Origin of the sequence: Mucilaginibacter sp. P25 (assembly GCF_050859465.1) — a bacterium.
Classification (GTDB): Bacteria; Bacteroidota; Bacteroidia; order Sphingobacteriales; family Sphingobacteriaceae; genus Mucilaginibacter; species Mucilaginibacter gossypii.
The window spans coordinates 3416184-3433357 of the sequence record NZ_CP193937.1; the positions used below are offsets into that span (position 1 = coordinate 3416184).

The 17174-nt window shown below is 42.3% G+C and carries 15 protein-coding genes and 1 pseudogene; 7 read left to right on the forward strand and 9 right to left on the reverse strand.

The annotated features are described in order from the left end of the window. The first annotated feature begins 9 nt into the window (after positions 1–9). Together ACRQ5D_RS17215 and ACRQ5D_RS17220 are read left to right on the forward strand one after the other, a co-directional pair. Complete coding sequence (locus tag ACRQ5D_RS17215) at positions 10–3255, forward strand: efflux RND transporter permease subunit (protein WP_432329668.1); 3246 nt, start codon at positions 10–12, stop codon at positions 3253–3255. Then, a complete protein-coding gene (locus ACRQ5D_RS17220) occupies positions 3248–4375 on the forward strand; it encodes an efflux RND transporter periplasmic adaptor subunit (RefSeq protein ID WP_091163065.1) in 1128 nt (375 codons plus the stop codon). Before ACRQ5D_RS17215 ends, ACRQ5D_RS17220 begins: the two co-directional genes overlap by 8 nt. A gap of 224 nt (positions 4376–4599) precedes the next feature. Here ACRQ5D_RS17220 and ACRQ5D_RS17225 read toward each other — a convergent pair whose 3' ends face one another. The 8 genes and pseudogenes from ACRQ5D_RS17225 to ACRQ5D_RS17260 all read right to left on the reverse strand — a co-directional run bounded on the left by ACRQ5D_RS17225 (position 4600) and on the right by ACRQ5D_RS17260 (position 12347). Continuing rightward, positions 4600–6030, reverse strand: a complete 1431-nt coding sequence (locus ACRQ5D_RS17225) for a serine hydrolase domain-containing protein (RefSeq protein ID WP_091163066.1) — start codon at positions 6028–6030, stop codon at positions 4600–4602. Positions 6031–6104: 74 nt separating this feature from the next. After that, positions 6105–6644, reverse strand: a complete 540-nt coding sequence (locus ACRQ5D_RS17230) for a hypothetical protein (RefSeq protein ID WP_143020688.1) — start codon at positions 6642–6644, stop codon at positions 6105–6107. Between the two features lie 15 nt (positions 6645–6659). Then, a pseudogene (locus ACRQ5D_RS17235) lies at positions 6660–7591 on the reverse strand (aspartate carbamoyltransferase catalytic subunit). A 147-nt stretch (positions 7592–7738) separates the two neighbouring features. Then, complete coding sequence (gene pyrR, locus ACRQ5D_RS17240) at positions 7739–8287, reverse strand: bifunctional pyr operon transcriptional regulator/uracil phosphoribosyltransferase PyrR (RefSeq protein ID WP_090531558.1); 549 nt, start codon at positions 8285–8287, stop codon at positions 7739–7741. A 360-nt stretch (positions 8288–8647) separates the two neighbouring features. Further along, positions 8648–9043 (reverse strand): ACT domain-containing protein, encoded by a 396-nt coding sequence (locus ACRQ5D_RS17245; RefSeq protein ID WP_091163069.1) that lies wholly within the window; start codon positions 9041–9043, stop codon positions 8648–8650. 11 nt (positions 9044–9054) lie between these two features. Then, the gene (locus tag ACRQ5D_RS17250; RefSeq protein ID WP_091163070.1) at positions 9055–9387 is read right to left on the reverse strand and encodes a hypothetical protein; all 333 of its coding nucleotides are present in this window, start codon (positions 9385–9387) and stop codon (positions 9055–9057) included. A gap of 77 nt (positions 9388–9464) precedes the next feature. Then, a complete protein-coding gene (gene rpsA / locus ACRQ5D_RS17255; protein ID WP_091163071.1) occupies positions 9465–11432 on the reverse strand; it encodes a 30S ribosomal protein S1 in 1968 nt (655 codons plus the stop codon). A gap of 654 nt (positions 11433–12086) precedes the next feature. Next, positions 12087–12347 carry a hypothetical protein gene (locus ACRQ5D_RS17260; protein WP_432329672.1) on the reverse strand — a complete coding sequence of 87 codons (261 nt, stop codon included), beginning with the start codon at positions 12345–12347 and terminating at the stop codon, positions 12087–12089. A 210-nt stretch (positions 12348–12557) separates the two neighbouring features. Here ACRQ5D_RS17260 and tyrS point away from each other — a divergent pair, with 210 nt between their 5' ends. The 3 genes from tyrS to ACRQ5D_RS17275 all read left to right on the forward strand — a co-directional run bounded on the left by tyrS (position 12558) and on the right by ACRQ5D_RS17275 (position 14955). After that, positions 12558–13841: a tyrosine--tRNA ligase gene (gene tyrS, locus ACRQ5D_RS17265; protein WP_091163073.1), complete on the forward strand. Its 1284-nt coding sequence runs from the start codon at positions 12558–12560 to the stop codon at positions 13839–13841. A 404-nt stretch (positions 13842–14245) separates the two neighbouring features. After that, complete coding sequence (gene parS, locus ACRQ5D_RS17270; RefSeq protein ID WP_431200812.1) at positions 14246–14503, forward strand: type II RES/Xre toxin-antitoxin system antitoxin; 258 nt, start codon at positions 14246–14248, stop codon at positions 14501–14503. Continuing rightward, positions 14503–14955 (forward strand): RES family NAD+ phosphorylase, encoded by a 453-nt coding sequence (locus ACRQ5D_RS17275; RefSeq protein ID WP_091163074.1) that lies wholly within the window; start codon positions 14503–14505, stop codon positions 14953–14955. The genes parS and ACRQ5D_RS17275 overlap by 1 nt, the downstream gene beginning before the upstream one ends. 130 nt (positions 14956–15085) lie before the next feature. Here the strand turns inward: ACRQ5D_RS17275 and ACRQ5D_RS17280 are convergent, their stop codons facing one another. After that, positions 15086–15946 (reverse strand): sigma-70 family RNA polymerase sigma factor, encoded by an 861-nt coding sequence (locus ACRQ5D_RS17280; protein ID WP_090466905.1) that lies wholly within the window; start codon positions 15944–15946, stop codon positions 15086–15088. A 228-nt stretch (positions 15947–16174) separates the two neighbouring features. On the opposite strand from ACRQ5D_RS17280, the gene ACRQ5D_RS17285 reads away from it, so the two are divergent. Both ACRQ5D_RS17285 and ACRQ5D_RS17290 read left to right on the forward strand, forming a co-directional pair. Beyond that, the gene (locus ACRQ5D_RS17285; protein WP_091163075.1) at positions 16175–16822 is read left to right on the forward strand and encodes a DUF2975 domain-containing protein; all 648 of its coding nucleotides are present in this window, start codon (positions 16175–16177) and stop codon (positions 16820–16822) included. 3 nt (positions 16823–16825) lie between these two features. Next, complete coding sequence (locus tag ACRQ5D_RS17290) at positions 16826–17026, forward strand: helix-turn-helix domain-containing protein (protein WP_091163076.1); 201 nt, start codon at positions 16826–16828, stop codon at positions 17024–17026. The last annotated feature ends 148 nt before the right edge of the window (positions 17027–17174 follow it).

The following is a 17174-nucleotide window of genomic DNA, read 5'->3' on the forward strand; positions in this document are numbered from 1 at the left end:
ACATATACAATGGGAATGATAAAAGGGGCGCTGCAAAAACCAATTACCATATTGGTTATAGTAGCCGGGCTGTTCTTCTTCGGTATAAATGCGGTACGGACTATCAAGATCGATATATTTCCCGATCTGAACCTGCCGGTTATATATGTATCGCACCCATACGGCGGTTTCACCCCAAACCAAATGGAGGCTTACTTTGGTAAGCAATATGTTAACCTGTTGCTTTTTGTATCGGGTGTAAAAAGCATCGAAATAAAAAACATACAAGGCTTAACGTTAATAAAAGTTACTTTTTACGAGGGTACTAATATGGCCCAGGCCGCGGCGGAGGTCACGAGTTACACCAACCGCGCCCAGGCCAGCTTCCCGCAGGGGTCGCAGCCGCCCTTTATTTTGCGCTTTGATGCCTCAACGCTGCCGGTTGGTCAGTTGGTGTTGAGCAGCGCCACTCGTAGCAATAACGAATTGCTGGATTATGCATTGGTTTACGTGCGTTCGTCATTTACCTCCATCCCGGGCCTTGTTGCGCCTGCACCTTTTGGTGGTAACCAACGTACTATCCTGATTAAAGTCGATCCAAACCTGTTGCGCTCGCACAATTTAACACCCGACCAGATCGTGGCTGCCCTGCGCGAGAATAACCAGAACACCCCTGCAGGTAACGTGCGTGTAGGCGATTACAACTACCTTGCACCTTCAAACACCACCATAAAGAAAATCCCGGATTTTGGAGATATCCCGCTTTATAAAAATGGGATTCAAACCGTATTTATGAAGGATGTTGCCACTATAGAAGATGGCGCCGATATCACCAACGGCTATGCACTTATTAATGGTAAGCGTTCGGTTTACTTGCCAATCACCAAATCGGCCACGGCCTCAACCTGGGAAGTAGTGCAAAACCTGAAAAAAGCATTGCCAAAATTCCAGGCCTTACTACCCGATGATGTGAAGCTGTCGTTCGTGTTTGACCAGTCGGTTTATGTGATTAACGCTGTAAAAAGTTTGGCCGAAGAGGGCGCGATAGGGGCGGTACTTACCGGGCTTATGGTATTGCTGTTTTTAGGTGATAAACGCGGAGCGCTTATCGTGATCCTTACTATCCCCACCTGTATTATCTCGGCTATATTCTTCCTGTCGCTGGCACACCAAACCATCAATATCATGACGCTTAGCGGGCTTTCGCTGGCAATAGGTATTTTGGTGGATGAGTCGACGGTGACAATTGAGAATATTCACCAGCATTTTGACATGGGCAAGCCGAAAGCTTTGGCTATCTGGGATGCCTGTAAGGAGATCGCGTTCCCTAAATTGCTGATCCTGTTCTGTATCCTGGCGGTGTTTGCACCTGCATTTACCATGAACGGGATTCCGGGAGCATTGTTCCTGCCGCTGGCGCTGGCTATCGGTTTCTCGATGATCGTATCTTACTTCCTGGCGCAAACCTTTGTACCAATCATGGCCAACTGGATCATGGTAAACAAACATGAAGACCACAGCCATAAAGATGGGTTTGCACTGGAGGATGAAGGTGAGCCATGGGAACAAAAAGAAAAAGCCATGAAGGCTGCCCTTGAACATACAGGCGACGAGGTAACCCGCTTTGACAAATTCAGGGATAGCTTTATGCGCCTGATGGACCGCATGCTGCCTAACCGCAAGATACTGGTAACGGTTTATGTAATCGTTGCCTTTGGCCTTGCTTTCCTGTTATTCAATATCATAGGCCGTGACGTATTGCCTAAGGTAAACTCAGGTACCTTCCAGGTACGTTTGCGGGCTGCTGATGGTACCCGTTTAGAGCGTACAGAACTAATAGCTGTTAAGGCGCAACACATATTGGGCGATATTGTGGGTAAAAACCACATAGCTATAACTTCGACATTTGTTGGTTCGCACCCTTCATCATTCTCAACCAACCCTATCTATCTGTTTATGGCTGGTCCGCAGGAGTCTGTGATGCAGGTGAGTTTAACGGAGGATTATAAGGTTAATCTTGATGACCTGAAGGAAAAGTTCAGGCATGAGATGGCAAAACAGCTACCCAACGTTAAATTATCATTTGAGCCGATTGAATTGACTGATAAGATCCTGAGCCAGGGTTCGCCAACTCCTATTGAAGTAGCCATCACCGGTAAAAACAAAAAGCAAAATGTTGAGTATGCCTTTAAGGTTATCAATAAACTGAAAGATATCAAATACCTGCGCGATGTGCAGATAGGCCAGTCGTTCAATTATCCAACTATCGATATTAATATCGACAGGCAACGGGCCGCACAGCTTGGGGTAGGTTTAAATGATATTTCTCGTTCGCTTGTGGCATCAACTTCATCATCAAGATTTACAGAAAAGAACAACTGGATTGATGAAAAATCAAACTTGAGCTACCTTGTGCAGGTACAGGTGCCGGAGTATCAAATGGCCAGCCTAAACGATGTGAAGGAGATTCCGGTACTGGCAAATCAGGCACGCCCTGTTTTGGGAGATGTGGCCGATGTTAAAACTGGTACAACCTTCGGTGAAAACGATAACGTAGGTGCAGTGCCAACATTATCGGTAACGGCAAACATCAACAAAAAGGATTTGGGTACTGCAACCAATGATGTGCAGAAAGCCATTGACGAATTAGGCAAACCACCGCGCGGTTTAACAGTTGAGATGCATGGCATGAGCCAAACCCTTACCGATACGCTTAATAGCTTACAATCGGGCTTATTGGTAGCCGTATTGGTGATATTCTTGATGCTGGCTGCAAACTTCCAGTCGTTCAAAATGTCGATGGTGGTATTATCAACTGTGCCGGCTGTTTTGTTTGGTTCATTGCTGCTGGTAAAAATCACCGGCGCTACGCTTAACCTTCAATCATACATGGGTATGATTATGTCGGTGGGTGTATCTATTTCCAACGCAGTGCTACTGATTACCAATGCCGAAGAGTTGCGTAAACACAACGGCGATGCACTGAAGTCGGCCCGTGAAGCTGTAGCGTTACGTCTTCGTCCTATCCTGATGACCAGTTTGGCCATGATTGTAGGTATGATCCCGATGGCTTCCGGCTTAGGTGAAGGTGGTGATCAAACATCACCATTAGGTCGCGCTGTTATTGGCGGACTTATCGCTTCAACTTTTGCAGCGCTCCTGATATTACCATTGGTTTTTGCCTGGGTACAAGGTAATGCCACAACTCAATCTGTTTCATTAGACCCGGAAGATAAAGAAAGTAAATTTTATGTCCCTTTGCACCACCATGAATAAGCTAAAAAATAAATCGATATTGCTGTTTGCCGTTTTAGCAATGGCAATAGGCTCATTGAGTGCCTGCCACTCGGATGATAAAGAAAAGAAAGAACAACAGGAAGAGCAGGAGCAACAGGAAGCTGTTGAAACGCCCACTGTACAAATTGTGCCGGTAACCAAAGGCAGGTTAAGCAGCAACATCACCATACCTGGTGAGCTGATCCCTTACCAACAAGTTGACCTGTATGCCAAAACCAACAGCTATGTTAAAAAGCTTTTGGTTGATATCGGTTCAGAAGTTAAGCAGGGCCAGTTATTGGCTGTGCTTGAAGCGCCGGAAATTAACTCGCAATTGGCTGCGGCGCAATCTCGCATCAAACAATTTGAAGCGGTTTACTTTGCCAGCAAAGCTACTTATGACAGGCTGGTAAGCACCAGCAAAACCCCGGGTACCGTTTCTCAAAACGACCTGGAGCAGGCTGAAGCTAAAAAGAATGCTGATGAGGCTAATATTGACGCCGCTAAATCCGGCTTAAAAGAAGTATCAGCTAATTTGGCTTACCTTGAGATCCGCGCCCCGTTTGACGGTGTGATCACCAGTCGTAATGTTAACCTGGGGGCTTATGTTGGTCCGGGTGGTAAAAGTACCGATCCGCTGTTTACCGTTCAGGATCAGGGTCGTTTACGTTTAGTTGTATCAGTGCCCGAAATTTACACAGGTGCATTAAGCAGCAAAAGTGAAGTTAACTTTACTGTTAGAGCCTTGCCAAGCCAAAAGTTTACCGCCCAGGTAAAGCGCATAGCCGGCGCGCTTGATGAAAAATTGCGTGCCGAGCGCCTGGAGATGGACGTTTACAATAAAGACAAAAAGCTGCTTCCCCACATGTTTGCCGAAGTAAGTGTACCATTGCCTGCCGGCGATAGTACTTACGTGGTGCCTAAAACAGCTGTAGCAACTTCAACCGAAAAGGTTTTTGTGATAAAAGTGGTTGATCATAAAGCCGTTTGGGTTGATGTTAAAAAAGGCCTGAGCAATGGCGATAGCATCGAAATCTTCGGTGGCGACCTGAAACCTGATGATAAGCTGGTAAAAGCAGCATCAGATGAGATAAGGAACGGATCGACCTTGAAATATTAATAAATTGAAGGTCGATTAGATTCGGCCTGATGGATAGTGCGAAGGGATAAAAGAGCCCGAAAACTGAGAAGTTTTCGGGCTCTTCTTATATAAAATTATGTCATTGCGAGGAGCAGAAAGGGAAATGAGCCTGGGTGCGACGCGGCAATCCCGTAGCTATACAGAGCGGAAACGCATTGGTTACAAGATTGTCGCGCTTCGCTCAGCAGTGACATGGTTTTAAATTATTTAACCTCCGCTTGCAACTTCTTAATAATGCCCGTCCCCACAGCATCCGTACTTTCAGCAGCGTTTGATAATACAATCACAGCAAGCTTTTTATCGGCATTAAAAGCGAGGAAGCTGCTACTGCCGTAAGTGCCGCCATTATGGAAAATGTATTCTACGCCATCAACCAAGATGATATGCCAGCCAAGGGCTATTTTGGCATCTTTGCTGTAGGTGATCTGGTGTGTTAGTTCAAAAGCCTCTGATAGCTTATCAGTGCCATTAGCCATGTTAGCCTTTGCATATATCAGCAGGTCATTTACCGTTGAATGCAGGGCTCCGCAAGCGGCAAGGGCGTTAAAATCCCAGGCTACCGTTGCATCACCGTATTGACTGTATACTTTAGTAAAGTGGGAGGTTTGTAAAGCGCTTAAATGCTGTACGGTATTTTTCATCCCCAAAGGACCGCAGATTACTTCCTGCACCATCTGATCAAATGTTTTTCCACTTATTTGTGATAATATCGTTCCTAATAAACCCACTCCTAAATTAGAATATGCATATTGTTCTCCCGGCTTGCTATTGAGTTTGCAGGTTTTTAGATAACTAAACAGTAGCCGTTTACTATAACTTTTATAAGGATTTGCCGCGCTGGCCGAATCAAACTGAAGGTTCTCCGGGATCCTTGCCAGGCCGGATGTATGATTGCTTAGCGTTTGCAAGGTTATATCATTCAACGCCGCATTGGTTTTTACCGAATCGGGCAGGTATTTGGTAATTGGATCGGTTAATTTTACTTTGCCCTCGTTGGCGTAATAAGCCAGCAGGGTAGCTGTAAATGTTTTGGTAATAGAGCCAATTTCGAACAGCGTATTGGCAGTTGGTAGCTGGTTGTTGCCGCGTGCGGTTTCTCCGTAATTGTAGGTGCTGATCTGGCCATCTTTTAATACGCCTATACTAAGGCCTACTGTATTTACTTTTTGAATATACGGGCGGGCAATTTCATCAACCTGTTTGTCCATTGTGTTGAGTAGTTTGTTGGATGTAGGTACCTGTGTGGTCTTATCGGCATTAATGTCTTTATAGGGCTGAAACAGGAAGAGCTCAATTTTATTCCCTGCATCGAGGCTCATAAGCAGCTGCAATGTTGCCGATTGAAATACCAGTTTGTAAGTACTTACCTTGTTGTTAACAAAGCTGATCACAGTTGAACCTTTTATTTCATTTAAGGGGAACAATTGTTGTTCGGTGAGGCTGCGGAACTGGCCCGCGCTTACAGCATGCCTGAAGTTTGGTCCGGTTAAGGTATAGATGGAGTCGGCCTGTTTGGCGTTGAAGAATTTTTTCACCAACACAAATACCGAATCAGTTTTAAATTGCTGATGGCTTTGGGCAAATGTTACGCCCGGGGTAAATAAAAGTAAGATAAAACAGAACCTGAGTTTCATGAAAAGTAATTCGTGTTTAATTAAATGTCGTTTAGTCTTTAGTCTGAAGAAAAAATAGACTTACGACTACTGGCTTAAATGTCCTGGTAATCTTTGGCAAAGTAATTATCAGCCAAAGGATCAGTTAGGCGCACAAAACGTTTCTCGTTGTGTTTCCATTTCATGCGGAATATGATAACGGCAATACTGGCCCCGATGATATAATTATAACCGATAAAAGCGAACATATCGCCGGGTTCGGCAAGCAATGTGTGCATGTCCTTGCCTTTAAGAATTAACCAGGCAACACTTGTGATGAGGGATATAGCCAACCCGAAAATAAATCCGCCGTCGATAATGCAGTAATTCCACATGCCACGTTTGCGCGAATGCTCCCACTTTTTTACGAAGCTAATGTTGTCGATGTCTTCTTCGGTGAGACCACGGGCTTTGAGCTTTTCGGCCTGAGTTAGTTTGTATTGATAGCGATAATAGCCCTGTACAAACGAGAATGGGAAAAATAAAAGGAAAATGAGATTGCTATGGTCGTAAAAATACAACGTAACAATAACGGCAAGATAAACCAGTTCGGTTTTATAAGTATGTTTCAGATATGTTTTAAAATTGAATTTCATATCTGAAACATGCACTTATATGGTTGGTGTTTGTCCGGCCAGCAGGTAAAGCACTGCCATACGTACGGCAACACCGTTTTCTACCTGGTCGAGAATGATAGACTGTTTGCTGTCGGCTACATCGCTGGTGATCTCCACGCCGCGGTTGATAGGGCCGGGGTGCATTACAGTGATTTCTTTATCTAATGAGTCGAGAATGGTTTTATTAAGACCGAAAAGCATGGTGTATTCCCTCAGAGACGGGAAATATTTAATATCCTGACGTTCCAGCTGAATACGAAGCATATTGGCAACATCGCACCAGTTAAGCGCTTTGATGAGGTTGTGCTCAACTTTTACACCCAATGAGCCAATGTATTTAGGAATAAGCGTGGTTGGCCCGCAAACCATAACCTCGGCGCCTAATTGTTTAAGACAAAGGATGTTGGAAAGTGCTACGCGCGAGTGAAGGATATCGCCCACAATCACCACTTTTTTCCGGCTACATCGCCGTATTTTTCACGGATAGAGAAAGCATCAAGCAAAGCCTGGGTAGGATGCTCATGTGCACCGTCTCCAGCGTTTACAATCTGTGCTTTTACGTGTTTTGACAGGAAGATCCCGGCACCTGCGTACGGATGACGCATTACAACCATATCAACCTTCATGGCCAGGATGTTGTTTACTGTATCGATCAAGGTTTCGCCCTTGCTTACAGATGATGACGATGCCGCAAAGTTGATCACATCTGCCGAAAGCCTTTTTTCGGCCAGCTCAAATGATAAACGGGTACGGGTTGAGTTTTCAAAGAAAATATTGGCGATGGTAACATCCCGTAACGACGGCACTTTCTTGATCGGCCGGTTTAAAACAGATTTAAAAGTATCGGCAGTTTCAAATATCAGCTCAATATCTGCCCGGTTCAAATCTTTTATACCCAATAAGTGTCGTGTGCTCAGTCCTGCCATCTCAGTTATTTTCCTGTTATATTTTATTCCTTGTTGTATTATTAGTTATGTCATTGCGAGGTACGAAGCAATCGCGAACTATGCAGGTTGCTCTGTATAGTATGCGATTGCCGCGCTATCGCTCGCAATGACATATTATTAATTCTATTACTCCTGTACTTCCGATACCAGCACTATCTTATCCTCTCCATCAGTATCCTTCCAGCTAACCACTACTTTTTGTGATGCGATAGAATCAACCTCGATGCCAACATAATCCGCAGACACTGGGATGTGGCGCGAATAGCGGCGGTCAACTAAAGCCAGTAGCTCTATCTTTTCAGGCCTGCCAAATGCCTGCATGGCATCCATTGCGGCGCGAATGGTGCGGCCGGTCCACAGTACGTCATCCATCATGATCACTTTTTTACCTTCAATAATAAAATCTATCTTGGTTTGATTAGGTACGAGTTGTGACTCGCGGCGGCGGAAATCGTCGCGATAAAAAGTGATATCGAGGTCGCCTTGCAGTATATTTTTATCAGGAAGGATCTTTCTTAATTCTTCGGCAACGCGTTTGGCCAAATAAATGCCACGTGGCTGAATGCCAATTAATACTGTATTTGAAAAGTCGTTATGATTTTCAATTAACTGGCGACATAAACGTTGTATGGTAATTTGAAACTTTTGTCCGTCGAGCAGTGTTAGATTTTGCATCGTATGGGTGGATTTGGGCAAAAGTAATAATTTGTTTTCAGTTTTGGAGGATGAGTTTTGAAAGTGGGGAGTTTGAGATTTATCATCCTGAGGAACGAAGGGTCTTCTTCGCCCTGGATAGGCGCACTGTATCTTGCAGAAGATTCTTCGCTATCGCTACCCATGACATAATAAGAATCAAGGTCATGCTGAACTTGTTTCAGCACCCCACTCGCTAAGCGGGCATGTTAAGCAAAGCGGCCACCTGTCCTATGGGATGCCGAAATAAATTCGGCATGACGGTAGGCATATGTTATCTTTCCTTCAAAGGTCGCGGATTTAATTTAATCAGAATGACAGGTGGCTTTTTGAATAAAGAAATTATTTCGATAATTTCTCCAACGCCAACATCGCCCTTTCCGCATCTTTTTTTGCCACAAAAATATGATCATGATAATAAGCTGCTACTACATTACAACTGATATTCTCTTTAGCCAACGCGGTCGCAAAAGCGGCTGTAAGGCCGGTGGCTTCCAGCGATGAATGTATGGTTAAGGTGATCCAGGAGACAATATAGATGTATTCAAGATTTAGCGTGTCGGCTGTTTCTTTTTTTAGGATGAGGGTTACCGCTTCCTGTTCTTTAAAAAAGGCTATGATGTCATCGGTATTGATGTTGTTTAATGATGTAGTTGTGCAATAAACATAATCGCCTTCATTAAGCACAGGTGTCATGTTTTTTATCAGGGTGTTGAGGTTGGTTTCTCCGGTGGCCATTATTTATTATATTATCGTGGGTAATTTAAAGCTGGCAAAACCATTCCTACAGCTATGAATACAGAAAATCCAAATAATAGGCTTAGTACGGTAAGATGCATAGAGCTATCGTCCTTTGGCGATTTTGAAAATGATTCCCTTAAATAAATTATTCTTACTATAAATCCTGTGTAGCCTAAGGTGGCTATTACAAGAGAAAATGAAATAACACTCACATAAATAGCGAAAGGAATCATCATACGATTGAAGTTTAGACCAAACATGATAAAAACAATAAGTAACGTTAATAAAAGTAAGATACGGGTGGTTTTAAACGTAAATGTATTTATGATAAAGGTTTTCATCCTATAAATATAAAATTAATAGAGCAAAAAAAGCCCCTCCGGATAACCGAAGGGGCTTATATAAGCTTAAGCTAAAATTATGCTTCTTCTTCAGAGCTGTTAGCAGCAGGTGCAGCCTTGCGGGCTTTGTTTTCTGCACCTTCCATTTGCTCTTTTAATTGAGCTAATACGCTAAGATCGCCTAAAGTTGATTTTTCAACAGAGTCTTTCACTTTTTTCACCGCGTTAGTAGCAGCTTTTGCTTCTTTTTTACGGTTTTCAAATTCCTGTACGCGGGCATCAGCGCGGGCTTCTTCCCAGATACGTGAGTGTGAAATAACGATACGTTTGTTTTCTTTGTTAAATTCAATGATTTTGAATTCAGCAGCTTCTTCAGCTTTTAAGCTCTTACCGTCTTCTTTAACCAGGTGTTTGGTTGGCGCGAAGCCTTCAACACCGTAAGGTAAAGCTACGATAGCACCTTTGTCGGTTACTTTGATAACAGTACCTTCATGGATCGAGTCGATAGTGAAGATAGTTTCAAATGTATCCCAAGGGTTTTCTTCAAGCTGTTTGTGGCCTAAGCTCAGTTTGCGGTTTTCAACATCAAGTTCAAGTACAACCACGTTTAATTTTTCACCAACTTTAGTGAATTCGTTAGGGTGGTTAACTTTTTTAGACCAAGAAAGGTCAGAGATGTGGATTAAGCCGTCGATGCCGTCTTCCAGTTCAACAAACACACCAAAGTTGGTCATGTTTTTAACTGTAGCTACGTGCTGAGTACCAACTGCGTACCTTTCAGCAGCGTTTTGCCATGGATCAGGAGTTAATTGTTTAACACCTAATGACATTTTACGCTCTTCGCGGTCTAAAGTCAATACTTGAGCTTCGATCTCGTCACCAACTTTCAGGAATTCCTGAGGGTTACGCAGGTTTTGTGACCATGACATTTCTGATACGTGGATCAAACCTTCAACACCAGGGATGATTTCAAGGAATGCACCGTAATCAGCAACGGTAACGATTTTACCTTTAACTTTTGAACCAACCTGAATGTCTTCAGAAAGGCTTTGCCAAGGGTGAGGGGTTAATTGTTTCAAGCCCAGAGCAATACGTTTTTTCTCATCATCAAAGTCAAGCACAACAACGTTGATTTTTTGATCCAATGATAAAATTTCGCGTGGGTGCTCAATACGGCCCCATGAAATATCTGTAATGTGCAGTAAGCCGTCAACACCACCAAGGTCAATGAATACACCAAAGTCGGTAATGTTTTTAACGGTACCTTCCAATACCTGACCTTTTTCAAGGCGAGCAACAATTTCAGTTTTTTGGTTTTCCAGATCGTCTTCGATAAGCACTTTGTGCGATACCACAACGTTCTTGAATTCGTGGTTGATTTTAACAACTTTGAATTCCATAGTTTTACCTACATACACATCGTAATCCCTGATAGGTTTGATATCGATCTGTGAGCCAGGTAAGAAGGCTTCAACGCCCATAATGTCAACAATTAAACCACCTTTAGTACGGCTCTTAACAAAACCGGTGATGATTTCATCGTTATCAAGGGCTGAATTAATGCGCTCCCATGATTTTTGAGTTTTTGCACGTTTGCGTGAAAGTACTAACTGACCGTTAGCATCTTCCTGCGATTCAACAAAAACGTCAACTTTGTCACCGATCTTCAGATCAGGTGTGTCACGGAATTCTGATACTGATACTAAACCGTCTGATTTGAAACCTACGTTAAGTACAACATCTTTGTTGTTAACGTTAACAACAGTACCGGTGATGATTTCGCCTTTGGTGATAGAGCTGAAAGTTCCATCATACAATTTCTCAAATTTCTCACGGTCGTCATCGCTGTAGTTACCAAATTTTTTGTCGTCAGCATCCCAGTCGAAATCTTCGCTTGGTGTAGCTGCAATTTTTGATTTGATCTCTTCGATAGAGATTGAATCAGCTTCTGATTCAATAGTTTCCTTTTCGCCAGACGCGTTCACTGTACCCAGTTCAGCTTCTTTCGCTTTTAATTCTTTTTCTGCTTCTTGTTTTTTTGCCATTAAATAATTTTTCTCCTTTTCCCAATTTGTTAATTGGGACTGCAAAGGTACGGATATATTTTATTGAAAAAAGAAATTTTTTAATGTTAATTGCTTATATTTTAGGTGTTTTTATAGGGTTTTAGGATTGTTGAGCAAGTGAAAGTTAACTTAAGGAGGGATTTTACGTTGAGTAAACCATTTGATAACATCGTTTGGTGTGTTATCTGCGCTATAAATTAATGAGTTATAGCAAGTAAAATTTTACGCCTTATCACTCAATTTACCATCTATCTCTTCAAAAATCTGCATAAAATCATTCAGCATTTCTTCGCGGTAACTGCTCAATATTTCGTCCATTATCACCTCTTGCTCTGGTGTGAATGGGTTTTTCCAAACGCGCATACAGATCCGTTTTAACGCGTAGGCAATCTGATGGGTTTCGGCATAGGTATGCAGGTACTGACTTTTTTAAAGCCTTCGTAAAATTTAAAGAAAACGGCAGTATCCTCAAGCCCGGCAAAGGTTAAAAAGCTTCTTATTTTATCTTCCCGGCAACCGGCTAAATGATCGTAAAATTCGGTAACGCTGATTTTGCCGGTGGTAAGCAGCAGGTTATCGATAATCAGCTCAAGTGCAATATGCCCTAAAAAAATGGTTTTACCGGCGAGTTTATCAGGGCAGGGGCCAACAGTTTTTTGAGCTCATGCGAACGGGTGGTAAAAAAGCAGATAAGTGAAAATACCGGTCGACATCAAGGTGCTTGTTCCATCCGGATATGATCGAATTGACCTCGTTATCAGTATGGTGCAGCTTTTCGGGATGAAGGATAATGTTTTTATCGGCATTCTTCAACAAGTCGGGCAGCACCGTTCCCAGCACGTGGTAACAGTTGGTAGTATCCCTGTCGAAATAAAAATGCGATAAAAAATTCATAAGCCTTGCCTTGCAAAATACCCGGTTTTGCTCAAGATACAAAATATAAGTAATTATTTGAAACAGATTTTACCTGTAGTTAACCTGTTATAGGCACCAATCTTTTCATGTAGCAGACAATTAGATCGAATTGCACGAGTTTTTCAGAGGGTGTCTAAATTAGTGTATCAATTTCATTTATATTTGCACCTTTTTGAAACAGAACTTGATATGAACTTTGTTGAAGAATTACGCTGGCGCGGCATGCTGCATACCGAAATGCCCGGAACCGAGGATATGTTAAATAAAGGTATGGCTTCGGGGTATATCGGGTTTGATCCAACTGCCGATTCATTGCATGTTGGTCACCTTACCCAGATTATGACCCTGATCCACTTTCAGCGCGCGGGCCATAAACCTTATGCTTTGGTTGGTGGTGCTACCGGTATGGTAGGCGATCCGTCGGGCAAATCGGCCGAGCGTAATTTATTATCAGAGGATGTGCTGCAGCATAACCTGGAAGCCGTAAAAAAGCAGCTTACCCGTTTCCTTGATTTTAATACCGGCGCCAACAGTGCCGAAATGGTAAATAATTACGATTGGTTCAAAAACTTTACTTTTCTTGATTTTATCCGCGATGTAGGCAAACACATTACGGTTAACTATATGATGGCCAAAGATTCGGTGAAGAAACGTTTGGAAGGCGACACAGGTATGTCGTTTACCGAGTTTACTTACCAGTTGGTACAAGGTTATGATTTTTACTACCTGTGGAAGCACCATAACTGCTCGTTACAAATGGGTGGCAGCGATCAATGGGGAAACATTGTTACCGGTACTGAGCTAATCCGTCGCAAAGACAGCGGCGAAGCTTTTGCCCTAACTACTAATCTGATCAAAAAAGCCGACGGCACCAAGTTTGGTAAAACAGAAAGCGGGGCAGTGTGGCTTGATGCCGAACGCACCTCGCCATACCAGTTTTACCAGTTTTGGTTAAACACTACTGATGTTGACGCCAAATCATACATCCGCATTTTTACCTTGCTTGATCGTGAGGTTATTGAAGCCATGGAAGTTGAGCATGATGCGGCGCCGCATACCCGCGTATTGCAGAAAGCACTGGCTAAGGATATCACCATCCGTGTGCATGGCGAGGCTGAATACGAGAAGGCAATAAAATCATCAGAGTTTTTATTTGGGAATATCGGGATTGAGTTTTTGAATGAGCTTAGCGATGCGGAAGTGTTAGACTTATTTGCCGGTGTACCTAATTATAATATAGCGTTGAGTGAACTGGAGCAGGGCATTAATGCTGCTGATCTTTTAGCTGCTAAAACAGCTGTTTTTGCCTCAAAAGGCGAGGCTAAAAAGATGATACAAGGTGGTGGTGTTGCTATCAATAAAGTTAAAATAGGTACTGCCGATGATGTTTATAATGCAGATGCTTTGATTGGCGGTAAATTCATCGTAGCTCAAAAAGGTAAGAAGAACTATTTTTTGATAATAGCAGAATAAACTCTTAACCAGACTTACGAAGTTTCCAAAACTTCGTAAGTCTTAAAATTACAGGTCAATGACTTAATGAACAATGACCCCGTGATAAAAAGCGATAGGCTAAAACTTATCGCTTTTTTATTGTCTTTGGTATTGTAAATGCGACAAATGGTAATTATATTTGTACATATGTCGTACAAATCAAAGCCGGATGCTAAAAATGAGGTTAACGAGCCCATGGCAGCTTATGTTGTTCAGGGAGCTATGCCTTCGTTTTATAGTTTATTGAATGGCTCAAAACAGGTAAAAGCATCCTCTGATTTTGATATCATCAGTCTGGCGCGTAAGGGCTTCCCTAAAAGTGCCTTACTTTCCCTGGCAAAAAAATCTCCCTTAATATCCAGGAGCTTGCCAATATACTACATATCTCCGAGCGTACCTTACAGCGTTACGAGGATGATGCCATCATCAGAACCGAATATGCCGAAAAGGCTATTGAGCTTGCACGGCTTTATACCCGTGGTGAGGAGGTTTTTGAATCGATGGATAAATTCAAGATCTGGATCAAAACGCCGTCGTTGGTTTTCAGAGGTGAGGCGCCGGTTACTATTCTGGATACATCTGCCGGCTTTGATATGGTTTTCAAGGAGCTTGGCCGTATTGAGCACGGTGTTTTTGCCTGATGATACTTTACCGCATTGCCAAATGCAATTACGCTGCCGATCTGAGCGGCACCGGAGCACGATTATATGGCGGTCGCTGGAATAGCGAAGGTAAACCGATGCTTTACCTTGCTTCCTCCAGATCATTAGCGGTGCTTGAGGTGTTAGTGCATTTGGATCCGTTGATAATTCCGGGTAATTATTGTATAACCGAAATTGAAGTGCCGGATAGTAAAATAATCACTGTGGAGGCTGAGCAATTACCTGAAGACTGGCGTGATTTATCCGGTCCGGTAATTTTGCGCCAACTTGGCGATGCCTTTCTTAAAAAACAGGAGTATTTATTAATGAAAGTACCATCGTCAATTGTCCCTGCCGAATATAACTATCTGCTTAACCCCTTGCATCCCGATTCTTTTGGAGTGAAACTTTTAAAAAGAGAACCTTTTAGTTTTGACAGGCGGCTTATTTAGCCATTAAGTCATTTTGATAAATCGTCATTAGTCGTTGAGGGGCAGTCATTACATCGCAGCTAACCATACCAAAGAAAAAAGCCACCAGTTATATAACCAATGGCTTTTAATATCTCTTTTTAGATTGTGATTAACCTAAATATGATTTCAATATCTTGCTCCTTGAAGTATGGCGCAAGCGTTGCAGTGCCTTGTCCTTGATCTGACGCACGCGCTCGCGGGTTAAATTAAATTTCTCACCAATTTCCTCTAATGAAAGCGGGTGGTTAGTTCCTAAACCAAAGAACAATACAATGATCTCGCGCTCGCGCTCAGTTAAGGTTGATAGTGAACGTTTGATCTCTTCAGATAATGACTCATTGATCAGGATCGAATCGGTGTTTGGCTCCTGGTTTTCCAGTACATCAAGCAATGTATTCTCTTCACCCTGTACAAACGGTGCATCCATTGATACATGACGGCCCGAGTTACTCAGTGTGTCGGAGATCTTATCAACAGTGGTCTCTAATATATCAGCAAGTTCTTCGGGCGATGGTTCGCGCTCGTACTCCTGTTCAAGCTTTGAAAAAGCCTTGCTGATCTTACTTAACGAACCTACCTGGTTAAGTGGTAAACGCACAATACGCGATTGCTCGGCAATAGCCTGCAATATCGACTGACGGATCCACCATACAGCATATGATATAAATTTAAAGCCTTTGGTTTCATCAAAACGCTTGGCGGCTTTAATCAGGCCGAGGTTGCCCTCGTTAATTAAATCGCCCAGTGTGAGGCCCTGGTTTTGGTATTGTTTAGCAACAGATACAACAAAGCGAAGGTTAGTTTTGGTTAAACGCTCCAATGCCGCCTGGTCGCCCTCGCGGATCTTTTGCGCTAAAATTACTTCTTCTTCGGCGGTTATTAGGTCTACCTTACCAATCTCGTGAAGATATTTATCAAGCGATTGCGACTCGCGATTGGTAATGGACTGCGTTATTTTGAGTTGTCTCATCTATTTAATAAACCTCTCTATTCGTTATATTCTGAATAGAACGTGCAAAGCTAATATTTTGTTTCTAAAATAAAACATATAAATCAGAAATAGCAATACCAGTGTAAAATTTTATATTTAAAATTTTAAATTTATGTATATCGCATAAAATTTATTGTAAAACAATAAATTTATTTTGTTATTTAATAAATATTGTTTTTATTTGAATTGAATTAATATCGTAGTGTAATGAAAAAGGTACGTGCCCTGCAAATACTTGTTTATATAGTGTTTGGTTTGTTTGTTTTTCAGAATATGGCTGCCGATTTCTGGCAGGGGTTTAAGGATGGATACAATGATGGAATGGGTACAATACATGGCGCTAAAAGATACGGGCCAACATTGCAAGTCACTATTGACGGAAGCTTCATTTCGCAAAAAAATGGGGGCGAATTGAAGATAGGTGAAAACTATACTTTAAAGAATATAATTATAAACAGTGATATAGTAGTTAATAATGATAATATATCTGTAAGCTGGCCATTAAACGCGGTTGAAACTGGGCTGATACTTATTACAACTGTGATAGTAATAAGAATAGCCTATCTTATTAATAAGGTTATTGTAAATATTGTAGAAGGTACTTTATTTGAGCAGCGATGTATTAGGCTGATCAAAAGCACAGGGATGCTGTTATTGCTGTTTACATTGACTGATTATATAGGGCAGCAAGTATCCTATCAGGTGTTAATAGCTAAATTGCATGTGCCGCTAAAAATCATCAATACATCGGCATTTAATTTTGGCACGCTGGTATTTGCTATCTTGATATTTATCCTGGCCGAAGCATTTAAGCAAGGGGCGAGGCTTAAAGAGGAGCAAGCTTTAACTATTTAAGTCATGCCGATAATAGTAAATCTTGATGTGATGATGGCAAAACGAAAAATGTCATTAAATGAACTGAGCGACAGGGTAGGGATCACCATATCAAACCTTTCTATCCTAAAAACAGGCAAGGCGAAAGCCATCCGTTTTGAAACACTCGAAGCCATATGTAAGGCGCTTGACTGCCAGCCGGGGGATATTCTGGAATACAAGTGAAAGGTGAAAGGTGAAAGGTGAAAGGTGAAAGGTGAAAGGTGAAAGGTGAAAGGTGAAAGGTGAAAGGTGAAAGGTGAAAGGTGAAAGGTGAAAGGTGAAAGGTGAAAGGTGAAAGGTGAAAGGTGAAAGGTGAAAGGTGAAAGGGATT